Origin of the sequence: Streptomyces sp. NPDC092369 (assembly GCF_044755245.1) — a bacterium.
GTDB lineage: Bacteria > Actinomycetota > Actinomycetes > Streptomycetales > Streptomycetaceae > Streptomyces.
Map to the genome: position 1 here is coordinate 434110 of NZ_JBIVQP010000007.1, position 22630 is coordinate 456739.

The 22630-nt window shown below is 72.9% G+C and carries 16 protein-coding genes; 2 read left to right on the top strand and 14 right to left on the bottom strand.

Going from position 1 to position 22630, the window contains the following annotated elements; translation table 11 throughout:
- Nucleotides 1-4: 4 nt before the first annotated feature.
- Entirely contained in the window at nt 5-3757 is a 3753-nt protein-coding gene (locus ACIQI8_RS36905) for a BTAD domain-containing putative transcriptional regulator (RefSeq protein WP_402361348.1), read from the bottom strand.
- A gap of 300 nt (nt 3758-4057) precedes the next feature.
- On the opposite strand from ACIQI8_RS36905, the gene ACIQI8_RS36910 reads away from it, so the two are divergent.
- Nucleotides 4058-4975, top strand: coding sequence for a pyridoxamine 5'-phosphate oxidase family protein (locus tag ACIQI8_RS36910; protein WP_402360744.1), 918 nt, complete (start codon nt 4058-4060; stop codon nt 4973-4975).
- A gap of 3 nt (nt 4976-4978) precedes the next feature.
- On the opposite strand, the gene ACIQI8_RS36915 is transcribed toward ACIQI8_RS36910, so the two are convergent.
- From ACIQI8_RS36915 to ACIQI8_RS36925, 3 genes are all read right to left on the bottom strand, one after another.
- Nucleotides 4979-8353 (bottom strand): pyruvate carboxylase, encoded by a 3375-nt coding sequence (locus ACIQI8_RS36915; protein ID WP_402360747.1) that lies wholly within the window; start codon nt 8351-8353, stop codon nt 4979-4981.
- A 78-nt stretch (nt 8354-8431) separates the two neighbouring features.
- Nucleotides 8432-8893: a (2Fe-2S)-binding protein gene (locus ACIQI8_RS36920; RefSeq protein ID WP_402360750.1), complete on the bottom strand. Its 462-nt coding sequence runs from the start codon at nt 8891-8893 to the stop codon at nt 8432-8434.
- A 55-nt stretch (nt 8894-8948) separates the two neighbouring features.
- On the bottom strand, nt 8949-11033 hold the full coding sequence (locus tag ACIQI8_RS36925; protein ID WP_402361351.1) for a molybdopterin cofactor-binding domain-containing protein: 2085 nt from the start codon (nt 11031-11033) through the stop codon (nt 8949-8951).
- 292 nt (nt 11034-11325) lie between these two features.
- On the opposite strand from ACIQI8_RS36925, the gene ACIQI8_RS36930 reads away from it, so the two are divergent.
- Complete coding sequence (locus ACIQI8_RS36930) at nt 11326-12591, top strand: YhgE/Pip domain-containing protein (RefSeq protein ID WP_402361354.1); 1266 nt, start codon at nt 11326-11328, stop codon at nt 12589-12591.
- Here the strand turns inward: ACIQI8_RS36930 and ACIQI8_RS36935 are convergent.
- The 10 genes from ACIQI8_RS36935 to ACIQI8_RS36980 form a co-directional block, all read right to left on the bottom strand.
- Nucleotides 12572-13558, bottom strand: a complete 987-nt coding sequence (locus ACIQI8_RS36935) for a sugar kinase (protein WP_402360753.1) — start codon at nt 13556-13558, stop codon at nt 12572-12574. The genes ACIQI8_RS36930 and ACIQI8_RS36935 overlap by 20 nt on opposite strands.
- Complete coding sequence (locus ACIQI8_RS36940) at nt 13555-14541, bottom strand: SMP-30/gluconolactonase/LRE family protein (protein ID WP_402360756.1); 987 nt, start codon at nt 14539-14541, stop codon at nt 13555-13557. The genes ACIQI8_RS36935 and ACIQI8_RS36940 overlap by 4 nt, the downstream gene beginning before the upstream one ends.
- The gene (locus tag ACIQI8_RS36945) at nt 14538-15188 is read right to left on the bottom strand and encodes a bifunctional 4-hydroxy-2-oxoglutarate aldolase/2-dehydro-3-deoxy-phosphogluconate aldolase (protein WP_402360759.1); all 651 of its coding nucleotides are present in this window, start codon (nt 15186-15188) and stop codon (nt 14538-14540) included. Before ACIQI8_RS36945 ends, ACIQI8_RS36940 begins: the two co-directional genes overlap by 4 nt.
- A gap of 25 nt (nt 15189-15213) precedes the next feature.
- Nucleotides 15214-15999 carry a hypothetical protein gene (locus tag ACIQI8_RS36950; RefSeq protein ID WP_402360762.1) on the bottom strand — a complete coding sequence of 262 codons (786 nt, stop codon included), beginning with the start codon at nt 15997-15999 and terminating at the stop codon, nt 15214-15216.
- A 2-nt stretch (nt 16000-16001) separates the two neighbouring features.
- Nucleotides 16002-17147 (bottom strand): galactonate dehydratase, encoded by a 1146-nt coding sequence (gene dgoD, locus ACIQI8_RS36955; RefSeq protein ID WP_402360765.1) that lies wholly within the window; start codon nt 17145-17147, stop codon nt 16002-16004.
- Nucleotides 17144-17884, bottom strand: a complete 741-nt coding sequence (locus ACIQI8_RS36960) for a FadR/GntR family transcriptional regulator (protein ID WP_402360768.1) — start codon at nt 17882-17884, stop codon at nt 17144-17146. The genes dgoD and ACIQI8_RS36960 overlap by 4 nt, the downstream gene beginning before the upstream one ends.
- 52 nt (nt 17885-17936) lie before the next feature.
- Nucleotides 17937-18710 carry an SDR family NAD(P)-dependent oxidoreductase gene (locus tag ACIQI8_RS36965; RefSeq protein WP_402360771.1) on the bottom strand — a complete coding sequence of 258 codons (774 nt, stop codon included), beginning with the start codon at nt 18708-18710 and terminating at the stop codon, nt 17937-17939.
- A 76-nt stretch (nt 18711-18786) separates the two neighbouring features.
- Nucleotides 18787-20850 carry an alpha-galactosidase gene (locus ACIQI8_RS36970; RefSeq protein ID WP_402360774.1) on the bottom strand — a complete coding sequence of 688 codons (2064 nt, stop codon included), beginning with the start codon at nt 20848-20850 and terminating at the stop codon, nt 18787-18789.
- Nucleotides 20847-21695 carry a carbohydrate ABC transporter permease gene (locus tag ACIQI8_RS36975; protein WP_402360777.1) on the bottom strand — a complete coding sequence of 283 codons (849 nt, stop codon included), beginning with the start codon at nt 21693-21695 and terminating at the stop codon, nt 20847-20849. Before ACIQI8_RS36975 ends, ACIQI8_RS36970 begins: the two co-directional genes overlap by 4 nt.
- Nucleotides 21695-22630 (bottom strand): carbohydrate ABC transporter permease, encoded by a 936-nt coding sequence (locus ACIQI8_RS36980; RefSeq protein ID WP_402360780.1) that lies wholly within the window; start codon nt 22628-22630, stop codon nt 21695-21697. Before ACIQI8_RS36980 ends, ACIQI8_RS36975 begins: the two co-directional genes overlap by 1 nt.

Sequence of the window (22630 nt, forward strand, 5' to 3'; positions counted from 1 at the left end):
TCTCCTACGTCGCGAAGGTCCGTCGGCGGCCCTGGGCCGCGGCCAACTCCTCGGCCGCACGGCGGGCGTCGGCGGTGAGGTGGGTCGAGGACCAGGCGCGGGCGGTGCGTTCGGCGAGGGCGTAGTGCTCGGCGGCGGCGCGGTCCTCGCCGAGGAGTCGGTACAGGTCGGCGAGGGCGTGGGCGAGCGGTCGGGTGGCGTAGGCGGCACCGGCCGCGCCGGCGAGCTGGTTCCGGATCGGCAGCAGGTGCTCGACCAGGACGGCCGCGGCCTCCATGTCGCCGTGCATGACGGCGAGTTGGGAGCGGAAGTCGAGGTCGATGCCGTAGAGGTGGTCGGTCACGATCACCTCGGGACACCGCACTTCCCGCGCCTCGTCGAGTCTGCCGAGGTGGGCCAGGCCGAGCGCGAGCGCAACTCCGACGGGGGCACCCACGGCGTCGTACACCTCCCGCATCAAGGGCTCGATCTCGGCCGTGCGGCCCTGGGCGAGCCGGATGGTGATCAGGCCCAGGGTGCGCAGGCGTGCGGCGTGGCGGGCGCCGACGCGGCGGCCCAGGTCGTCGGCCTCGGCGTAGGCGGCCTCCGCCGCGTCGAAGCGGCCCGCGATCGTCGCGAGCATGGCGGTGGTCGCGGCGTTGAGGCCCTGGGCCCACAGCATCCCGTAGCGGTGGGCGAAGGCCAGGCCCTGATCGGTGTGGCGGCGGACGGCGGCCGGGTCGCCCCGGGTGCCGGCGGTCATGGCGTCGAGGTGTTCGCAGGTCCAGCGGTAGGCGGGCAGGTCGTGGTCCTCGGCGAGTCGGCGCAGTTCGGCGACCAGCGGGGTGCGGGTCGTGCCGTTGGCCTCGTGCGGCAGCAGCTTGGCCGAGGTCATCAACGCGGCGGCGAGCAGGCGCGGTTCACCGTGCGCGCGGGCAAGTGACAGCTGGGTGTGGGCCGCGTCCAGGGCGCGCGGCACGTCCACGGCGGCGGCCGCCTCGACGAGCACCTGGAGCACCCGCGCGCGGGTCGGGTCGTCCAGAGCCGGATCGGACGTCAGCCGCTCCAGACGGGCGAGGGCCGTACGGTCGTAGAAGCCCTCCAACCTGCTGCGCCACGGGGAGGGTTCGGTCCAGGCGCCGTAGACCGCCGCGACCAGGTCGCCCCGGTCGGCGCGTTCGGCGAGATCGACCGCGCGCCGCCGGGTGTGCAGGGCCGCGTCGGTGGCACCGGCCCGGACCTGCGCGCCGAGCAGCCGTACCAACAGCCCTACTGTGCGGTCGAGTTGAGCGTCACGGTCGGAGGCGTCGGTGCCGTTGGCGACACGGGTGGTGTCAGTGGCGGCGTGCACGTCGATCGCCTGCTGGATCAGGTCGACGGCGACGTCGTGGGCGTAGCGCCGCTCCGCCGACTCGGCGGCCCGCAGCGCGTAGTCGACCGCCAGCGGTGCGTGCGCCGCGGTGCCCGAGCGGGCGAAATGGTGGGCCAGCGCGGCGAGATCGTCGGGGCGGTGACGGCTCAGCGCCTGCGCGATCCGGGCGTGCAGGCGGGCCCGTCGGACGCCGGACAGGTCGGTGTACACGGTGTCGCGGACCAACGCGTGCACGAACCGCACCCGCCCCGGCCCGGGCTCGGCGAGCAGGTCCGCGGCGAGGGCGGCGTCGAGCCCGTCGAGCACCGCCTCCTCGTCCAGCGCGCCCGTGCCGCTCGTGCCGCCCATGGCACCCGCGTCGACCAGCAGGGCCACGTCGGCCTCCAGGCCCACGACGGCGGCGAGTTGGAGGGTGGACAGGGCGTCGGCGGGCAGCAGGGCCAGGCGTCTGCGCAGTACGTCGCGCACGCCCTGCGGGACCTCCGACACGGCGACCAGGGCGCCCTCGCTGGCCAGCAGGCGGGCGCTTTCCAGGACGTAGAAGGGGTTGCCGCCGGTGCGTTCGGCGAGGGCGGTCACCGTGTTCGCGTCCACGGTCTCGCCGCAGACGGCATCGACCACGGTGGCGACGTCCGTGGTCGACAGTCCGGCCAGCGTGATCCGGTGCGGGGCGCGGGGGGCGAGATCGGCGAGGGTCTTGAGGAGGTGTTCGCCTATCTCGGCCGGGCGGTGACTGGTGACGGTGAGCAGGGGTACGCCGGTGACGCCGGCCGCCGCTTCGAGAAGGGCGAGCGTCTCGCCGTCCGCGCGGTGCAGGTCCTCCAGTACGACGGCGAGGGGCCCGGCACCGGCCGCGGTCCGCAGCCATGCGGCGAACGCGCGGTGCGTGCGGAAACGTCCCGCGGTCGCCTCGTCGCGGCTGGCGGTGGCGGTGTCCTCCGGTTCGCGCAGCAGCACCGCCAACTCCTCGGGCCGGGCCGGCGGCAGATCCCGGGCGAGCGCCCCGAGCGCCTCCACCCAGGCCCAGGCGGGCGGCGCGCCCTCGTACTGCGGACAGCGCCCGACGACCACCCGCCATCCGCCGGCCCGCAACCGGCCGACGAAGTGGTCGAGCAGCGCGGACTTCCCCGCACCGACCTCCCCACCCACCAGCACGACCCCACCACGCGGCAGGGCCGCCTGCGCGGCGGCGTCCAGAGCCCTCAACTCCCGCTCCCGGCCGACGAAGAGGTCATGCCCATCGCGGGCCATGTCAAGGGAGGGCGTGGGTGTGGCCCGGATCGGGGCGAGCGGTCCGTCGTGAAGGCCCTCGGCAGGGACGAGCGCGCTTCCGGGCACGTACGCGGGCGTGGACACGTACCCGGGCGTGGCGAGCCCACTCGCGGAACCGTGTGCGGACGGGAGCGAGAGCGGCCCGAGCTCGCTCCCGGACGCCCGTCCAGGTGTGAACTCGGATGCGCCCCGGCCTCTCCCAGACAAGTGCCCAGGTGTGAACGCAGGCGTGGCAACCCCACTTCGAGACCCGTCCCCAACCACAGCCGCAGACGCAGACGCAGACGCAGACGAGCCGATCCCACTCCCAGTCCCGCCCCCCAGCACAGACGCCGGCGCCGCAAGCCCGTTCCCGAACCCGCGCCCAGGCCCCAACGCAGCCGCGCCACCCCCGCCTCCGCCCCCGCCCCCGCCTCCGTCCACCGACGAACCCGACCCGCCCGTCCACCCCCCACGCACACTCACCGGCAACAGACGCCCCGCCGCCGTCCCGGCTCCCGCCTCCACCAACCCCCGAAGCACATCGACCCGCCCCAGCAGCACCGCCCGCTCGACCTCCGCCAAGGCGGGACCCGGATCGCAGCCCAGTTCCTCCCGCAACACGCCCGCCGCACGGCGCACCGCCGCGAGGGCGTCCGCCTGACGGCCGCAGGTCCACTGGGCGAGCGCCAGGAGGCGCCAACCCTCCTCCCTCAACGGGCTTTCGCGTACGAGGACTTCGGCCGCCGGTGCCGCCTCGGCGGCGCGGCCGGTGCGCAGGTCGGCGGAGACGGCGAGTTCGCGGGCCTCGGCGCGGAGTCCGGTCAGGCGGGCCACCTCGGGAGCGGCCCACTCCTCGTCGGCGTGTTCCGCGAAGGCCGGGCCCTGCCACCAGGCGAGCGCCTCGGTGAGGAGTGCGCGGGCGTCCTCGGCGGGTGCGTGGCGGGCCCGGGCCAGTTGGGCCTCGAACCGCCAGGCGTCCACCGCGTCGGCGGGGAGCCGAAGTGCGTAGCCGGGCGGGGCGGTGACCAGGACGGTCGCCGGGGTGCGCGGGGGGCGCCGCGGTTCGAGGGACCGGCGCAGGTTCGACACGTAGGTGTGCAGGGAGACGACGGCCTTGGCCGGCGGCGTGCCCCGCCACAGCGCGTCCGCCATCCGTTCGACCGGCACGGTGCTGCCCCGGGCCACGATCAGGAGGGCGAGGACAGCGCGCTGCCGCGGAGCGCCCAACGGGACCGGGTTCCCCGCGAGGTCGGCGCCCGGTGACCCCAGGACTCGAATACGCAGCACGCCGCGGGAATCTACCCGAGCCGTCGTTCCAGCCGTTCAACGGACGATAAACGGGCTGGTCAGGGCCGGTTGGGAGGGGCATCAAGCGGACGCCAAGCCGGTGCCAAGCGGAAGCCGGGAGGCTGCGAGCGCCATTGCCGTGAACGATCGTTGGAGCAAGCAGACGTGAACGTACTCGACTCCGCCCCTCCCGGTGTGCTGCGCGCCTACCGGACCTGCGAGTTCGTCACCCTCGGCCGGGACGGCACACCGCTGGTGTGGCCGACGGCCGCGTGGCGCCGCGAGGACGGGACGCTGCTGGTGACCACGTCCCTGGCCTTCGCGCAGAAGGCGCTGAACGTGCGCCGCGACCCGCGCGTCGCCCTGCTCTTCTCCGACCCCACCGGCAGCGGTCTCGACCACGCCCCGCAGATCTTCGTCGGCGGCCGGGCCGAGTGCCCCGACACCGTCATGACGGGTCCCGAGGGCGCCGAGGACTACTGGCGGATGCTCTTCGAGCGGCAGCCGCACAGCCGCTCGTATCTCGCGGCCCCGATGAGACGGCTCACGGAGTGGTACTACCTGCGGCTGTTGATCACCGTCACGCCCGAACAGGTCGTCGTCCGCGCCCCGTTGGCGCCGGTCCACGGTCTCGGGCCGGCCGTGGACAGCCCCTTGTTGGGCGCCGCCCAGCTGGCCCGTTTCCCGACGGCGGTGCTGGCTGCCCGCGACGGTTCCGGCGCGCCCGTGCTCGCCAGGACCCGGCCGGTGCCGACCGCGGACGGCTTCGCGGTGGAGGTCCCGTCCGACTGCGCCGCGAAGCCGGGTCCCGCCTCCCTGCTGGTGCACCGGCACGACGAGAAGATCAACAACATGCGGAACGCCCTCGTCCGGGGCGAGTTGCGGGAGACCGGTGACGGCTGGGTGCTGGTGCCCGAGAAGGTGGTCGAGCCGATGGGCTCGGGACGGCCGAGCGACACGGTACGACTGCTGCGCCACACCAAGCAGGCCACGAACCGCTATCTGGAGCGCCGGGGCCTCGAACGCCCCCGGGTGCGGTGGGAGGCGTTCAAGGCCCTGGCGGCAGCGGCTCGGCAGGACTGACCGTCAGCCGATCTCGACCAACAGGTCGCCGCCCTCCACCTGTTGGATGCGGTTGATGGCGAGCCGGGACACCCGCCCGGCCTTCGTCGCCGTGATCGAGGCCTCCATCTTCATCGCCTCGATCGTGGCGACGGTCGCGCCTTCCGCCACCTCGTCGCCCTCGGCCACCGCGAGGGTGACGACGCCGGCGAAGGGCGCGGCGACATGGCCGGTGTTGGCCCGGTCCGCCTTCTCGGTGACCGGGATGTCGGAGGCGGCGGCCGTGTCGCGGACCTGGATCGGCCGCAACTGCCCGTTCAGCGTGGACATCACGGTCCGCAGGCCGCGTTCGTCGGCCTCGCCGACGGCCTCCAGCTCGATGAGGAGCCGGACGCCGGGTTCGAGGTCGACGGCGTACTCCGTGCCCGGGCGCAGACCGTAGAAGAAGTCCTTGCTGTCCAGGACGCTGGTGTCGCCGTAGGCCTGGCGGTGGGTCTCGTAGTCGCGGGTCGGGCCGGGGAAGAGAAGGCGGTTGAGGGTCGTGCGGGGGGTCTTCTCCAGGCCGTCGCGGTCCTCGGTGGACAGCTCCTGCACGGGCTTGGCGGCGGCGCGGCCCTCAAGTGCCTTGCTGCGGAAGGGTTCCGGCCAGCCGCCGGGCGGGGTGCCCAACTCGCCCCGCAGGAAGCCGATGACGGAGTCGGGGATGTCGTAGCGGTTCGGGCTCGCCTCGAAGTCGTCGGGGCTGACGCCGGCGCCGACCAGGTGCAGGGCGAGGTCGCCGACCACCTTGGACGACGGGGTCACCTTCACCAGGTGGCCGAGGATGCGGTCGGCGGCCGCGTACATCGCCTCGATGTCCTCGAACCGGTCGCCGAGGCCCAACGCGACAGCCTGCGTACGGAGGTTGGAGAGCTGGCCGCCGGGGATCTCGTGGTGGTAGACGCGGCCGGTCGGGGAGGCGAGGCCCGCCTCGAAGGGGGCGTAGATCTTCCGGACGCTCTCCCAGTACGGCTCCAGGTCACCGACGGCCTGGAGGTCGAGCCCTGTGGGGCGCTCCGAGTGGTCGGTCGCGGCCACCAGCGCCGAGAGGGAGGGCTGCGAGGTGGTGCCCGCCATGGACGCGACCGCGCCGTCCACCGCGTCCGCGCCCGCCTGGATCGCGGCCAGGTAGGTGGCGAGCTGGCCGCCCGCGGTGTCGTGGGTGTGCAGGTGCACCGGCAGCCCGAACTCCCGCCGGAGCGCCGACACGAGCTTCGCGGCGGCCGGTGCGCGCAGCAGTCCCGCCATGTCCTTGACGGCAAGGACGTGCGCGCCCGCCTCGACGATCTGCTCGGCGAGGCGGAGGTAGTAGTCGAGGGTGTACAGGCGCTCGTTCGGGTCGGACAGGTCGGAGGTGTAGCAGAGGGCGACCTCGGCGATCGCGGTGCCCGTCTCGCGTACGGCGTCGATGGCGGGGCGCATCTGGCCGACGTCGTTGAGGGCGTCGAAGATGCGGAAGATGTCGATGCCGGTGGCGGCGGCCTCCTGCACGAAGGCGTCGGTCACCTCGGTCGGGTACGGGGTGTAGCCGACGGTGTTGCGCCCGCGCAGCAGCATCTGGAGACAGATGTTGGGGACGGCCTCGCGCAGCGCGGCGAGCCGCTCCCACGGGTCCTCGGCGAGGAAGCGCAGCGCGACGTCGTAGGTGGCCCCGCCCCAGCACTCCAGGGAGAGCAGTTCGGGAAGGGTGCGGGCGACCGCCGGGGCGACCGCGAGGAGGTCCTTGGTGCGCACCCGGGTGGCGAGCAGGGACTGGTGGGCGTCGCGGAAGGTGGTGTCGGTGACGCCGATGGTCGGCGACTCGCGCAGCCACCGCGCGAAGCCCTCGGGGCCCAGCTCGACCAGCCGCTGCCGGGATCCCGCGGCCGGCTCACCGGCGGGCAGCGGGGGAAGCTTGGTGGTCGGGTCGATCAGGTCGGGCCGCTCGCCGTGCGGCTTGTTCACCGTCACGTCGGCCAGGTAGGTGAGCAGCTTGGTGCCGCGGTCGGCGGAGGAGCGGGCGGTCAGCAGGTGCGGGCGCTGCTCGATGAACGACGTCGTGACCCGCCCGGCCTGGAAGTCAGCGTCGTCCAACACGGCTTGCAGGAACGGGATGTTGGTGGCGACACCGCGGATGCGGAACTCGGCGACGGCACGCCGGGCCCGGCCGATCGCGGTCTTGAAGTCCCGGCCCCGGCAGGTGAGTTTGACCAGCATCGAGTCGAAGTGCGCGCTGATCTCCGTACCCGCGTGGGTGGTTCCGCCGTCGAGGCGGATGCCGGAGCCGCCGGGCGAGCGGTAGGCGCTGATGCGGCCGGTGTCCGGGCGGAAGCCGTTGGCGGGGTCCTCGGTGGTGATACGGCATTGGAGGGCCGCGCCGTGCAGCTTCACCGTCTCCTGGGACAGGCCGAGGTCGGCGAGGGTCTCGCCGGCGGCGATGCGCAGCTGGGCCTGGACGAGGTCGACGTCGGTGACCTCCTCGGTGACCGTGTGCTCGACCTGGATGCGCGGGTTCATCTCGATGAAGACGTGGTTGCCCGCGGGGTCGACCAGGAACTCGACGGTGCCCGCGTTGCGGTAGCCGATCTCGCGGGCGAAGCGGACCGCGTCGGCGCAGATGCGGTCGCGCAGGGCCGGGTCGAGGTTGGGCGCGGGGGCCAGCTCGATGACCTTCTGGTGGCGGCGCTGGAGGGAGCAGTCGCGCTCGAAGAGGTGGATGACGTTGCCCTCGCCGTCGGCGAGGATCTGCACCTCGATGTGGCGGGGGTCGACGACGGCCTTCTCCAGGAAGACGGTCGGATCGCCGAAGGCACTCGCCGCCTCGCGGGAGGCGGCCTCGATGGACTCGCGCAGGGTGGCCGGGTCCTCGACCCGCCGCATACCGCGTCCGCCACCGCCGGCGACCGCCTTCACGAACACCGGGAAGCCGACCTCCTCGGCGGCGCGGACCAGTTCGTCCACGTCGTTGGAGGGCGCCGAGGAGCCGAGCACCGGGACACCGGCCGCGCGGGCGGCGGCCACGGCGCGGGCCTTGTTGCCGGTCAGTTCCAGGGTGTGCGCGTCCGGCCCGACGAAGGTGATGCCCGCCTCCTCGCAGGCCTTCGCCAGCTCGGGGTTCTCGGACAGGAATCCGTACCCCGGGTAGACGGCGTCCGCACCGGCCTTGCGGGCGGCGCGCACGATCTCCTCGACGGAGAGATACGCCCGCACCGGATGTCCGGGCAGGCCGATCTCGTAGGCCTCGTCGGCCTTGAGCCGGTGCAGCGAGTTTCGGTCCTCGTGCGGGAAGACCGCGACCGTCCGGGCGCCCAGCTCGTAGCCGGCGCGAAATGCCCGGATCGCGATCTCACCACGGTTGGCGACCAGTACCTTGCGGAACATCGCCGCTCCCTTCAGCCTGCCGGTGACGTGCACCATGGTGTCGGTGCCGTAGCCGTCTGGCCATGTGAGCCGGGCCACTCAAGGGGTGATTTCCGAGGCCGCCTTGTTGATCGCCTCGCGGATCCGGGCGTACGTGCCGCAGCGGCAGACGTTCTCGATGCGGTCGATGTCGGCGTCGGTCGGCTGGGCCGTCCGCTTCAGCAGGGCCGCGGCGGCCATGATCTGCCCGGGCTGGCAGAAGCCGCACTGGGAGACGTCGCAGTCCATCCAGGCCCGCTGCACGGGGTGCAGGGTGTCGCCTTCGGCCAGCCCCTCGATGGTGGTGACCTCGCGGCCCGCGCACTCCTTGACCTCGACGACGCAGGGCTGGATCTCCTCCCCGTCGAGATGGCTCGTGCAGGCGCGGCAGACGCCGACTCCGCAGCCGTACTTGGGCCCGGTGACGTGCAGCAGATCGCGCAGCACCCACAGCAGGGGCATGTCGGCGGGGGCCTCGACGGTGACCGGTTTGCCGTTGAGGGTGAAGGAGTGGGAGGGCATGAGTACCTTCTCGGAGGCTGGTCAGAAGCTCAGGCTGGTCAGAGGGCGAGGCTGGTCAGAAGGTGAGGGGAAAGCGGCGCGGCTTGGTGCCGGTCGCCCGTGCGTACGCGTTGGCGACGGCCCCGGAGGCGGCCGGTACGCCGAGTTCGCCGGCCCCGCCCGGATCCCCGTTCGCGGGCATGATGTGCGCCTCGAAGTGCAGCGGGGCGTGCCGCTGGCGGGCCCATTGGAAGTCGGCGAAGCTGCCCTCGCGGATCGCGCCCCGGTCCAGGTGCAGCCCGGCCCGCAGCACGGTCGAGATCCCGTCGACAGCGGTCCCCATGAGCTGGGCCTCGAGGCCGCGCGGGTTGACGGCCCGGCCGACGTCGGCCGCCATCACCACCCTGGTCACCCGCGGGTTCTTCGGATCGGTGGCGTCGATCTCGGCGAGACAGGCCACGCAGGACCCGTACTCCTCGTGCACGGCGACACCCTGCGCATGCCCGGCAGGCAGCGACCGTCCCCACTGCCCGGCGGCTGCCACCTTGTCGAGCACGGCCTTCACCGCCTTGTTCCGCAGCGTCGTACGCCGGAAGGCGACCGCGTCCTGCCCCAGGCTCGCGGCGACCTCGTCCACGAGGATCTCCTCCGCGGTCCGCATCGTCCCGGAGTCCACCGAGCGCCAGGCGCCCAGTGGTATCGCGAGGTCGATGCCGCCCCAATCCCCGGATATCCGGCCGAAGTTGTAGAGCCCGGAGTCGCTGGGCGCCGGTCCCGCCGCCGCCCGCCGCAGGAACGCGGCCTGGTTGACGGCGCCCTTGCCCTCGTACGACTCGCTCACCGAGGCCATCGAGTGCGTGAAGGCCACCACTCGGCCGTCCTTGTGGCTGGCGCGTATGCGGTGGTGGCTGGCGGGGCGCATCCGGCCGTGCCGGATGTCGTCGGTGCGGCTCCACATCAACTTGACCGGCAGGCCGGCGGCCTTGGAGATCAGGGCGGCCTCGACGGCCGCGTCGTAGTTGAGCCGCCGTCCGAACGAGCCGCCGCCGCGCAGGACATGGACCTTCACCTTGCTCGCGGGCAGCCCGACCGCCGCGGCCACGGCGTCCCTCGCCTCCATCGGTGTCTGGGAGGCGAACCAGAACTCGGCCTTGTGGGCGCGCACATCGGCGACCGCGGTCAGCACTTCCATGGGGGCGTGGCTGACGAACGCGAACTCGAACTCGCCCTGGATCTGGGTGGATCCGCTGGGCGGGGTGGGCAACCTGGGCACGGCCGCCTTGAGTCGGGAACGGACGCCCGCGTCGGACAGTCCGGCCAGCGGCCCGGGCGCCCACTTGATCTTGAGGGCGTCGCGGGCTCTGAAGGCGTGATGGAAGGTGTCGGCCACGACCGCGACACCGCCCGGTATCCGGACCACGGCCCGCACACCCGGCAGGGCGCGGGCCGCCCGGTCGTCGACCGAGACGATCTTCCCCCTGATCGTCGGCGGCCGGGCCACCACGGTCGGCTTCACCCCGGCGACGGTCACGTCACCGGCGTACTTCGCCATGCCGGTGACGATGGCCCGGGCGTCGATCCGGTTCGTCGGCCGGCCGATGACCCGGTGCTTGGCGGCCGGCTTCGGCCTGCTGGACACGGAGGTGCGGCGGATCGTGGCGGCGCTCGCGGTGAGGGAACCGAAGGTGGCGGTGCGACCGCCCGGCCCGATGACCATCGTGTCCCGGGTGCGCAGGCTCCAGGCGGGTACGTGCCACTTCCGGGCGGCGGCGGTCACGAGCCTGGCGCGGGCGGTCGCGGCGAGGGCGCGGGCGGGGCCGTAGAGCGAGCTGACCGAGTTGGATCCGCCGGTGTACTGGTTGCCCCGGGTGCGGGCGTCGGCGAGCGGGATGTCGACGTCGGCGAGCCGGGCGTCCAGTTCCTCGGCGATCATCATGGCGACGGCGGTGGTGATGCCCTGCCCGACCTCCAGGCGGGGCAGCCGGACGATCACCTTGTTGGCCGCGGTGACCTCCAGGACGAGCATCTCCTCGTCGGTTCCGGTCACGAGGACGTCGGAGGCGGCGGAAGCGGCGGAGGGGGTGGCGCCCCGGGCCGTGGAGGCGTCGCAGCCGAGAGGGGCGGCGATGGTGAGGGTGGACGCGGCGAGCGAGTAGACCATGAAGCGGCGGCGGGACAGCGCGGTGGGCCGTTCGCCGTCGCCCGCCTCCCGGGACGGTCTGCTGCCGGCGGAGGGGGTCTCGATGCCGTCCAACGAACACTCCTCTTGGTGCGTCGCCACTCGTGGACGACCTCGGTACGCGGGTCCGTTCACCGGATAGGAGGGGCCCGAGGGGCTGTGGGTTGCCTGTGCGGACGTACATCCGTGCGAGTGTGTTCGGGATGCAAAAGGGCACCGGATGGCGAACACTCTGAACGCCGAACAGTCGCCACCCGCTACCCCGAGGACCACCATGGCCGACGCCGCCCCCGAGGTCCGTGCCACCAAGCTGCTGGGCCACCCCAAGCTGTGGCTCATGCCGTCCGTCCTGACCGCGGTGCTCGCCCTGCTGCTGTCCCTTCTGTACATGGGCGGCGTCGTCAACCCGCAGGGCGACCTGCACCACCTCCCCATCGGCGTCGTCAACTCCGACACCGGCAAGCCGCCGACCGGACAGCGACAGAACCTGGGCACGCAGGTCGCCGGCGCCATCACCGCCGACTCCGCGGGCGGCAAGGCCGGTTGGCGCACCCTGACCCGGGCGCAGGCGCAGGACCAGCTCGACTCCGGCCGGATCTACGGCGCCCTGGTCATCCCGGCCGACTTCACCGACTCCGTCACCGCGCTGACCACGACCGGCGCCACCGCGCGGCCGACGATCACGGTGCTCACCAACCCGGGCAAGGGCAGTCTGGGCTCCTCGCTCGCCGGCCAGATCACCACGCAGGCAGCGCACCAGGCCTCGCAGTCCATCGGCAAGCAGCTCACGTCGGCGGCCGGTTCCAAGGCCAACTCGACGACCAAGCTGCTGCTCGCCGACCCGGTGAACGTCGTCACCCAGGTGGGCCATCCCCTCGGCGACCACAGCGGCCTCGGCCTCAGTGCCTTCTACTACACGCTGCTGCTGGTCCTGGCCGGGTTCCTCGGCGGCAACGTCATCAGCAACGCCGTCGACACGTCCCTCGGCTACGCCGACAACGAGATCGGCCCCTGGCACACCCGCCGGCCGACCGTCCCCATCAACCGCACCCAGACCCTGCTCCTGAAGATGGGCATGACCGCGGGCATCACGGTCGTGACCGTCACCCTGGTCATGCTCGCCACCATCTCGATCCTCGGCATGGACGCCACCCACATCCCGCTGCTGTGGATCTTCTCCTACTGCGCCTCCCTCGCCGTCGGTCTGGGCGTGCAGGCCATCAACGCCGCGTTCGGCGGGATCGGCCAGCTGGTGTCCATGTTCGTGTTCATCGTCCTGGGCCTGCCCTCCTCGGGCGCGACCGTCCCCCTCCAGGCGGTCCCCGCCTTCTACCGCTTCCTCTCCCACTTCGAGCCCATGCGCCAACTCAGCGACGGCGTCCGGGCGGTCCTCTACTTCGACGCCCGCGGCGACGCGGGCCTCACCCGCTCCTGGACCATGATCGCCGTCGGCGCGGCCCTCGCCCTGCTCTTCGGCTTCGGGATGACGCGGTACTACGACCGCAAGGGCCACAAGCGGCTCACACCACAGCCCGCCTGAGCCATTCCGCGTCGGTGGCGCCGAGCAACCCCATGAGCACGGCGTCCTCCGGCAACGGCCCATGATCCCCGGTCACCTTGAGCGCGGACGAGGCCGTGATGTGCCCGAGCCGCAGGGCGCGCCGCGGGTCGTCGCCGCGCAGCAGACCGGCCAGGAACCCGGCGGCGAAGGCGTCACCCGCGCCCACGGGCTCGACGACGTCCGTGGGCAGCGCCGGAACCGTGAACTCGCCCTCCGCGGTGAACGCGTGCGCGGCCCGCCCACCGTCCTTCACGACGAGGATGCCCGGCCCTGCCAACAACCGCCGCACACCGCCCGGTTCGAGATCGGCGCCCCACAACTCCTGCGCCTCGTCGAGTCCTACGAAGACGATGTCGGCCCGGTCCGCCAGCGCGCGCAGCACGTCGGCGGCCGTGCCGTCGTCCGGCCACAGGGCCGGGCGGTGGTTGACGTCGAAGCTGATGGCGTACGGGCGTGAGTCCGCCGGGGTGTCGAGCGCCCGTCGCACCAGGTCCCGGCAGGACGAGGAGAGCGCGGGGGTGATGCCGGTGAGGTGCAGGAGGGCCGCCGACCGCAGTTTCGGGTCGTCCAGGACGTCGGGGCCCAGGGCCGAGGCCGCCGAGCCCGCGCGGTAGTAGTGGACGCGGGTGCGCTCGGAGCCCGGGTCCTTCACCAGCAGACCTGTGGGCCGCGAGGGGTCGGTCCGTACGCCGGTCACGTCCACGCCCGCCGCGGCGACCGCCGTCCGCACCCGCCTGCCGAACGCGTCGTCACCGAGGGCGGAGAGCCAGGAGACGGGACGTCCGAGGTCGGCGAGGTACATGGCGACGTTGGACTCGGCGCCGGCCACCGACAGGCTCAACTCGTCGGCGCTGTACAGGGATTCGGGCGGGGTGGGGGCCAGTGCGGCCATGGTCTCGCCGACGCACACGACCGGGCCGTCGGCGGGACGCCTGCCGGTGCTCATGCCACCTCCGGCTTCGACGCCGCCTCGGGACCGAAGCCGTCCGCCTCGGGACGGGAGACGTCCGCCTCGGGACGGGAGACGTCCGCCTCGGGACGGGAGACGTCCGCCTCGGGTCGGTAGGCGTCCGCCGGGCGGCCCGGCACATCGACCCCCACGGCGTAGATCGCACCGTCGCCGGGGCCCGGGTCGGTCAGGCCCACGCGAGCGGTGGTGACGTAGAGGACGTCCTTCCGGAGGCACACCCCAGCGGGTTGGCGCGCGGGCAACCGCACCGTCCGGTCGAGGCTCCCGTCCGGCAGATACCGACGCACGGTCCCGGTGCCCCAGACCGCCATCCAGACGGCACCGTCACGGTCGACGGTCATGCCGTCGGGACTGCCCTCGGACACGGTCACGAACGTCTCGGGGTCCCCGAGGTCGCCGGTCGCCGGGTCCACCGGATACCGCCGCACGATCCCCCGCGCACTGTCGGCCAGGTACATGGCGGTCCCGTCGGCCGTGAAAGCAGGCCCGTTGGGCACACTGATGCCGTCCAGCACACGGCTCACCGTGCCGTCGTGGTCGACCCGGTACAGCGAACCGGCCGCCTCGTCGGCGCCGTACGCCATGCTGCCCGCCCAGAACCGGCCGGACGGGTCGGCGGCCGCGTCGTTCATGCGCATGGGCTGCGGGGCGTCGTCCTCCGGGCGGGCCAGCCAGTCGGTCGAACCGTCGGGCGTGAGCAGGCAGATCCCGGTGCCGGCGGCGGCGATCCAGGTGCCGGGCCGGCCGGCGACGGGTGCGACCGCGCCCAACGGGAAGGGCAGTCGGGCCAGTTCGCGCAGGGGCGCACCGGGTTCCTCGGGGGCGTGCAGCAGCCGGCCCGCGAGGATGTCGACGAGGAAGACACCGACGTCGGTCCAGCGGATGCCTTCGCCGAGCTCCAGCCGGTCGGGGTGGAGGGGATCAGGACGGAGGGCACCGGTACGAAGGACATCGGTCACGACGTGACCTCCCCGAACTCGCCGAACTCCCCCGCGACAGCCCGGAACGCACGCGCCCGGACACGCAACTCGGTCAGGCTTCCGCCGTCCGCCGCGTCGCCGACCAGGGGCGAGCCCACCCCCACCGCGATCGCCCCGGCGGCCAGATAGGCACGAGCGGCCGTCTCGTCCACGCCTCCCACGGGTACGAACGGCACCTGCGGGAACGGCCCGCGCAACGCCTTCAGGTAGGCGGGCCCGCCGGCCTCCGCCGCCGGGAAGATCTTCAGCGCGGCGGCGCCGAGCGCGCCGGCGGCCACGATCTCGGTCGGGGTCATCACTCCGGCTATCACCGGCATGCCCAACTCCCTTGCCGCGCCGACCCCTTCGCCCAGGGCCGGGGTGACGGCGAAGTCGGCGCCGGCCCGGTGGGCGGCCAGGGCGTCCTCGGCGGTCAGGACCGTACCGGCGCCGAGGGGGCGGTCGGGACCGAGCGCCTGCCGAGCCCGCTCGATGACGGTGAGCGCGTCCTTGCCTGTGAGGGAGACCTCGATCAGCTCGACGCCCTCCGCGGCCAGGGTCAGAACGGTGCTCAACGCGGCCTCGGGATCGTCTCCGCGCACGATCGCGACGAGGCGGTGGGCGGCGAGGGACGCTCGCAGATCCATCTGCTGGGCTCCAATTCCGGTTGTCTCAGGTGCAGTTGCAGTCGGCGGCGAGGGTGAGGCGCCAGTGCGCCTGACCGGACGCGGGGACGCGCGCCGCGTCGTCGGTACCGGCTTCGGCGAGGTCGAAGACGCGGCCGAGCATCGGCTCGACGCCCGTGCTGCGATAGGGACCGTCGAGCGGAAAGCCGCCGAGGTTGCGCCACAGGGCGATCGACACCGGTTGCCCTTCGGCCTCCAGGGCGAACGCCAGCCGGTCCTGGTCGTCGTGGACGCAAGCGCGGGAGGCGTCCACGACGGCGCCGACCGCGGTGCCGTCGTCCGGCCCGAACCGGTCGAGGCGCACGTCCCTGGGCGCGGGCCAACCGCCTTCCACCCAGGGGCCGTCGGCGGAGGGATAGAGCCGGGTGTCCGCCCCCTCCGGCATGTGCAGGGTGGCTCGCGGGGACAGGTCGAGCAGCGCGTGCGCGGCCCACACGAAGCGGAAGCCCGGGTCGGCCGACAGGACGTAGTCGACCACCGGTCCCGGGCCGATCGACCGGGTCAGGGAGAACGACTCGCACTCGACGCGCTCGGTTCCGCTCTCGTCCCGGGTCCACCCCCGGGCCCAGGCGTCCCCGTGATCCGGCACGCCCCGCACCGTCGGCACGCACTCCTCAAGGCCGCCCGCGTCCACGAAGGAGTCCCCCCGGGACACGTCCTCGCGTCCGACGCCGTCGCGCCGCCACAGCCACTCCCGCTCCCCCGCCCGCAGCGAGGTCCAACGCCCACCGTGGGCGGGGTCGGTGACGATCCGCAGGATCGGGGAGTCCATGGTCACCACTCCGCGAAGGACCCGTCCGCGTGCCGCCATACCGGGTTGCGCCAGGCGTGCCCGGTGCGGTCGGCGGCGCGTACGGCGTCCTCGTCGACGGTGATGCCGAGGCCGGGCGCGTCCCCGCGCGGCGCGTGCCCGTCGATGAAGCGGAACGGCTCGGTGTCGACCAGGTAGGAGAGGAGGTCGGCGTCCTTGTTGTAATGGATGCCCCGACTCTGCTCCTGGATGAGGAAGTTGGGCGTGGCGAAGGCGATCTGGAGGCTGGCCGCCAGCGCGATCGGGCCGAGCGGGCAGTGCGGGGCGAGCTGGGCGCCGTAGGTCTCGGCGAGCGAGGCGATGCGGTGCACCTCGGAGATGCCGCCGGCGTGCGAGAGGTCGGGCTGGGCGACGGCGACTCCGGCGGCGAGGACGGGGAGGAACTCGGCGCGTCCGTAGAGGCGTTCACCGGTGGCGAGCGGCACCGGTGAGGAGGCGACGAGGCCCGCCAGCAGGTGGCTCTGCTCGGGGACCACCGGCTCCTCGACGAACAGGGGGTGCAGCGGCGCCAGTTCGGCCAGGACCCGGCGGGAGCTCGCCGCGCTGAAGCGGCCGTGGAAGTCGACGGCGACGTCGCGGTCGGGGCCGAGGGCCTCGCGGGCGGCGGCGACGCGGGCGACGACGGCCGCGGTCTCGGCGGCGGTGGCGAGCGGCGAGGTGGTGCCGGCGCCGTTCATCTTGACGGCGGTGAAGCCCGCCTCGACCTGTTCGGCGATCTGGTCGGTGAGTTCGGCGGGTTCGTCGCCGCCGACCCAGGCGTAGACCCGGACCCGGTCGCGCACGGGACCGCCGAGCAGGGCGTGCACGGGAGCGCCGTACACCTTCCCTGCGATGTCCCACAGGGCCTGGTCGATGCCGGCGACGGCGCTGGAGAGGACCGGGCCGCCGCGGTAGAAGCCGCCCTTGGTGAGGACCTGCCAGTGGTCCTGGATGCGCAGCGGGTCCTGGCCGACGAGGTACTCGGACAGGACCTCGACGGCGGCCCGGACGACCTCGGCGCGGCCCTCGACGACGGGTTCGCCCCAGCCGACCACGCCGTCGTCGGTCTCCACGCGGCAGAACAGCCACCGCGGGGGGACGAGGAAGGTTTCGATACGGGTGATCTTCACTTGGCTCGGGAGCCTTCCGTGTCGTCGTCGGCGGTGCCGACCCGGTCGAGGTCGCGGCCGGCCTGGTCGAGCAGGGCCCGCATGGCGGCCTCGGCGCGCAGCGGGTCCCGGTCGCGCACGGCGTCCAGGACCGCGCGGTGGGCGGGCACGGGGTCCTCGCTGTGCGGGGCGCTGTGCACGATGTGGTCGCGGTGGGCGAGGCCGGACTCGATGACCATCTCCATGCGTTCGAGGAGTTCGTTGTGGGTGGCGTTGAGCAGGGCGCGGTGGAAGGCGAGGTCGGCGTCGACGGCGTGCGAGGCATCGACGTCCTGCTCCGCCATCGCGTCCAGGGCGCCCTCCAGTGCGGCGAGGTCGTCGTCGGTGCGCCGGGCGGCGGCGAGGCGGACGGCGGCCGGTTCGATGATGGCGCGCACCTCGGCGAGGTTGCGCAGCAGCGCCCGGTCGGCGTCCGTGGTGTGGTCGCCCTCGAACTGCCAGCGCAGCACGTCGGCGTCGAGGAGGTTCCAGTCGGCGCGGGCGCGCACGAACGTACCGCGCTTCTGCCGGGCGTCGACCATCCCCTTGGCGGCGAGCACCTTGAGCGACTCGCGCAGGGCGGTGAGGCTCACGTCCAGCTCGCTCTGCAGCGCCACCAGGTCGAGCGTGGCCCCCTCGGGGATCTCACCGCCCAGGATGCGGCGCGCGAGCGCCTCCACGGTCTGACCGTGCACACCGCGGCGGGCGTAGGAGCTCATGTGGTACTGCCTTTCTCGTTCGTCCGGTGCGGCCGGTTCGGCCGGTGCGCGCTCATGCGGAGGCCTTCACTACGCTCCAGCCGCCGTCCACGACCAGGCTCGTCCCGGTGATGTAGGAGGCCTCGTCGGCGGCGAGGAACGCGATGGCCGCGGCCACTTCCTCCGGGGTGCCGAACCGGCGGGCGGCCGTCTCGGCGACGCTCTGTGCGCGGTCGTGCTCGGGTACCCGGTCCCAGGCCCCGGTGAGGATCGGGCCGGGCACGACGGCGTTGACGCGCACCTCGGGTCCGTACTCGACGGCCAACTGCCCGCACAGGGAGAGCAGGGCACCCTTGGCGGCCGCGTAGGCGGGGTGTCCGGGGATCCCGCGGTGGGCGTGGACGGACGAGGTCAGCACCACCGCCCCCGCGCGTTCGCGCAGGTCGGGCAGGACGGCACGGAAGCCGAGGAAGCTGCCGGTCAGATTGACGTCGAGCTGGCGTTGCCAGGACGGCAGGGTCATCTCGTGGGCGGGTGTGACGTCGACGGTGAAGGCGTTGCTGACGAGGACGTCGACCGGCCCGAAGGTGTGCGCGGCGGCGACGACCCGCGCCCAGTCCTCCTCGACCGCGACATCGGCGCTCACGAACCGGGCTCGCCCGCCGTCCTTGCCGATCCGCTCCGCCACCGCCTCGCCGCGCTCCTCGGCGACATCGGTGAGCACCACGGCCGCTCCCTCCTCGGCGAGGCGCACGGCCGTGGCGGCTCCGATGCCGGAGGCAGCTCCGGTGACCACGGCCGTGCGGCCGGTGAAACGGGCGCCGGGCCGGCGTGCGGACTGGTCCATCGAGGTTCGACTCCTTCGCGACCTTCGGGTCCTTCGCGGTTTTCACGAGTAAGGGCTTGCTGGAAACATAAGGGGCTCACTCGCGCATCAGCACGACCAGGTCGGCATCGTGATCGCCGCTCCAGGCGAACGGCAGCCCGTGATGCAGCAGATGCGCTCCGCTGTACGTCGTTCCCGTCGCCGTGTCCCGGTAGCGTGCCGCGGCGTCCAGTCCGCGCAGCCGGAGCCGGCTCGCCCGCCCCGGCACGAGCGGCGCCCCGTCGAGGCGCCCGGTGCTCAGCGCGGCGACGACCGTACGTTCGCCGAGGTCGTACTGCACCCCGCAGGTCGGCTCCTGCGGCGTCCCGAGAAGCCGCGCCTCGCCGTGGTGGATCACGTCCCGCACCTCCTTGTACCGGGCGATCCACCGGGCGGCCTCGACCCGCTGCTCCGGCGTCCACTCGCGCAGGTCCGCGCCGATGCCCAGCACTCCGCACATGGCGTTGACGAAGCGGAAGGCGAGGCTGCGCGGGCGCGGATCGAAGACGCCGGGCGCGTCGGTGACCCAGGAACTCATCACGTGCGGGGCGTGCGCGTGCAGGAAGCCGTACTGGATGGCGAGCCGGTCCAGCGGGGCGGTGTTGTCGCTGGGCCACACCACGTCGGTGCGCGCGATGGTCGCGTGCTCGATCCGCCCGCCGCCGCCCGCGCACCCCTCGACGGTGACGTCGGGATGGGCGGACCGGAGGTGGTCCAGGACGCGCAGGTATCCGGCGACGTGCTCGGCGTCGAGGTCGACAGGGCCGCCGCCGGGGCGCCCGCGCTCGGTGGGCGGGCGGTTCATGTCCCACTTGAGGTAGCTGATGTCGTAGGTGCCGAGCAGCCGGTCCAGCGTCCCGATCACGAAGTCCTGGACGTCGGTGCGGCCGAGGTCGAGGAGGAGCTGGTTGCGGACGAGCCGGCGGGGGCGGCCCTCGATCCGGTAGACCCACTCGGGGTGTTCGGCGTACAGCCGGCTCTTGGGACTGACGGCCTCGGGCTCGACCCAGAGGCCGAAGTCCAGGCCCAACCCCTTTACGTCCGCCACGAATTGGTCGAAGCCCTGCGGGAACGCCGCCGGGTCCGGCCACCAGTCGCCCAGCCCCCCGGTGTCGTCGGCGCGCCCGGTGAACCAGCCGTCGTCCACGACGAACAGTTCGGCGCCGATGTCGGCGGCCGTCTTCGCCAGCTCCAGCTGGCCGGCCGCCTCGACGTCGAAGCCGGTGGCCTCCCAGGAGTTGTAGAGGACCTTGCGCGGGCGGTGCAGACGCTCGCCGGTCAGCCGGCGTTCGTAGCGGTGCCAGACGCGCGAGAGCCCGTCGAGGCCCTCCGCGCTGAAAGCACAGGCCAGTTGGGGAGTGGCCAGGGTCTCCCCAGGTGCGAGCAGGGCCACCCCCTCGTGCGGCACCCGGCCTGCCCGCACTCGTACCGAGCCGCCGGGCGCGGCCTCCGCTGTGATGTGCCAGTTGCCGGGCCAGGCGAGGGCGACGCCGTACGCGGCCGGTGACTCGCCGTCCTGTACGGCGAGCCAGGGCGCGTAGGCGTGGCCCGGGACGCTCTGGAGGCTGCCGATGCCGAACGTGCCTCTGGGCAGGTCGAGTTGGGTGCGCTGGAACTCCTGCGACCACTGGCCGGTGAGGTACGTCAGTCGGGCGACGCCGGAGACGGGGACGGTCACGGCGGCCGAGTCGAGGCGCTCCAGGCGCAGTTCCTCCGTGGCGGTGAACTCGGTCCACCGCAGGATCACGTCCGTGCCCGGCACGGTCTCGTAGCGCAGGACGGTCCGCAGGCCCAACTGCCCGTCGTGGAAGGCGAGTCGTAGCGAGCCCTCGCTCGCCTGCGCCCCCGCGAACTCCCACCACACGCCCCGGTCGCCCCCGTCCAGCCGCGAGGCCACCAGCTCCGATCCGGTGAACGGCCGCAGCCCGTACGGCAGATACTCGGCCGGAGCCGCGTCGGCGGGCGTGATGAAGTGCGTGCGCCTCGACCAGTCCAGGGCGGACGGGCCGTCCTCGACGCCGAGGGGCCCCCATGCGTCGAGTTCGGCCCAGGGGCCGTCCGGGGACAGGCGCACGGTGTAGGAGGTGTTCTCCGTGCGCAAGGTCCAGCGCTGGTAGGTCACTTGACCGCCCCCAGGTTGAGTCCGGCGACGAAGTGCCGCTGGAAGCGCAGGAACACGGCGACCGTCGGCGCGGCGGCGATGACGGAACCGGCCGCGATGACATTCCACATCGACACGTACTGTCCTTGCAGTCCGATGAGCGCGGCGGTGATCGGCATCTTGGTGTCGCTGCGCAGGACGGTGATCGCCCAGAGCAGGTCGTTGAAGATCCAGGTGAAGGACAGGGCGCTGAGGGCGGCCAGGGCCGGCCTGGTCAGCGGGAGGATGATCCGCCAGAAGATCTGCCAGGGGCCCGCGCCGTCGACGACCGCAGCCTGCTGGATCTCCACCGGGATCGAGCGCATGAACCCGTGCAGGACGAAGACGTAGAAGCCGACGCCGAAGCCGATCTGCACGCCGATGAGCGCGGGCAGGGTGTCGTAGATGCCCATCACTTCGCTGAGCTTGGACACCGGGATGAGCAGGATCTGCGGGGGGAGCAGGTTGCCACCGAGCATGAGGAGCAACAGCGAGCGCCGGAAGGGGACTTCGTAGCGGCTGAGGGCGAAGGCGGCCATCGCGGCGAGGGCCAGCGTGACCAGGACGCAGGGGATCGTGACGACCAGGCTGTTGATGAGGGCGCGCTGCTGGCCGCCGTCCACCCAGGCCTGGCTGAAGTTGCCGAAGGTGAAGGAGTGGGGCCAACTGCCCAGGCCGTTCGCGGCGATGTCGTCGAAGGAGCGCAGGCTGGTCACCACGACCAGGGCGATGGGCAGCAGCCACAGGATCGCCAGCGCGCCCGCGCCGAGGTGGAATCCGGCGGTCGCGGCCCGCCTGCGGCGCAGGGCCGTGGAGTTGGCGGACATCAGTCGGCCTCCCTGAACGCGCGGACGAGGTAGGAGCAGATGACGCCGAAGGCCAGCACGAAGATGACGACGGCGAGCGCGGAGCCGTAGCCGAGGCGCAGGGACTGGAAGGCGGTCGAGTACATGTAGGTGCTCAGCAGCTCGGACGAGTGGTAGGGGCCGCCGCGGGTCAGCGACCACACGACGTCGAAGGAGCGCAGCGAATCGATGACGATGACCGACAGAACGACCGCGTTGACACTGCGCAGTTGGGGCAGGGTGACGTGCCTGAAGCGCTGCCAGGCGGTCGCGCCGTCGACCTTCGCGGCCTCGTACAGGGCGGGGTCGATGCCCTTGAGGCCGGCCAGGTAGAGGACCATGACGTAGCCGATCTGGCGCCACAGCGCGGGCACGATCACCGCGTACAGGGCGGTGTCCTGGTCGGCGAGCCAGGCGTGGCGCAGGCTGCCGAGGCCGACGGACTGCAGGAGTTGGTTCAGGACGCCGTCGGGCTGGTAGATGGCCTGCCAGACCAGGGCGGTGGCGACCAGGGAGAAGACGACCGGCAGGAAGAGGGCCGCGCGGTAGAACCCGACCCCGCGCCGCTCCTGCTGGAGCAGCAGGGCGGCGGCGAGGCCGAGCAGGGCGGACAGGCCGCCGAAGAGGACCAGCCACAGGACGGTGTGGCCGGTGGCGCTGCGGAAGACCTCGTCGTGCGCCATCTCCCGGAAGTTGTCCAGGCCGACGAACCGCGGTGCCGAGACGCCGTCCCAGTCGGTGAGGGCGAGGTAGAAGCCCTGGAGGGCGGGCCAGAACACCCACACCGCTTCGGCGAGGAGCGGGACCAGGACGAAGGCGAGCACCAGCGGGGGTGTGCGCCGGGGCCCCCGGACCCGCTTGCCCTTGACGGGCGTGCGGGCCGGGGACTTCCGTTCGGGTGCTGTCAGGACAGCCAT

Coding starts and splice junctions, on each gene's coding strand:
- ACIQI8_RS36905 (WP_402361348.1), bottom strand. CDS start 3,757: ATGGCGGACGCGCTGTGGCGGGGCACGCCGCCGGCCAAGGCCGTCGTC.
- ACIQI8_RS36915 (WP_402360747.1), bottom strand. CDS start 8,353: ATGTTCCGCAAGGTACTGGTCGCCAACCGTGGTGAGATCGCGATCCGG.
- ACIQI8_RS36920 (WP_402360750.1), bottom strand. CDS start 8,893: ATGCCCTCCCACTCCTTCACCCTCAACGGCAAACCGGTCACCGTCGAG.
- ACIQI8_RS36925 (WP_402361351.1), bottom strand. CDS start 11,033: ATGGTCTACTCGCTCGCCGCGTCCACCCTCACCATCGCCGCCCCTCTC.
- ACIQI8_RS36930 (WP_402361354.1), top strand. CDS start 11,326: ATGGCCGACGCCGCCCCCGAGGTCCGTGCCACCAAGCTGCTGGGCCAC.
- ACIQI8_RS36935 (WP_402360753.1), bottom strand. CDS start 13,558: ATGAGCACCGGCAGGCGTCCCGCCGACGGCCCGGTCGTGTGCGTCGGC.
- ACIQI8_RS36945 (WP_402360759.1), bottom strand. CDS start 15,188: ATGGATCTGCGAGCGTCCCTCGCCGCCCACCGCCTCGTCGCGATCGTG.
- ACIQI8_RS36950 (WP_402360762.1), bottom strand. CDS start 15,999: ATGGACTCCCCGATCCTGCGGATCGTCACCGACCCCGCCCACGGTGGG.
- ACIQI8_RS36960 (WP_402360768.1), bottom strand. CDS start 17,884: ATGAGCTCCTACGCCCGCCGCGGTGTGCACGGTCAGACCGTGGAGGCG.
- ACIQI8_RS36965 (WP_402360771.1), bottom strand. CDS start 18,710: ATGGACCAGTCCGCACGCCGGCCCGGCGCCCGTTTCACCGGCCGCACG.
- ACIQI8_RS36975 (WP_402360777.1), bottom strand. CDS start 21,695: ATGTCCGCCAACTCCACGGCCCTGCGCCGCAGGCGGGCCGCGACCGCC.
- ACIQI8_RS36980 (WP_402360780.1), bottom strand. CDS start 22,630: ATGGCTGTCCTGACAGCACCCGAACGGAAGTCCCCGGCCCGCACGCCC.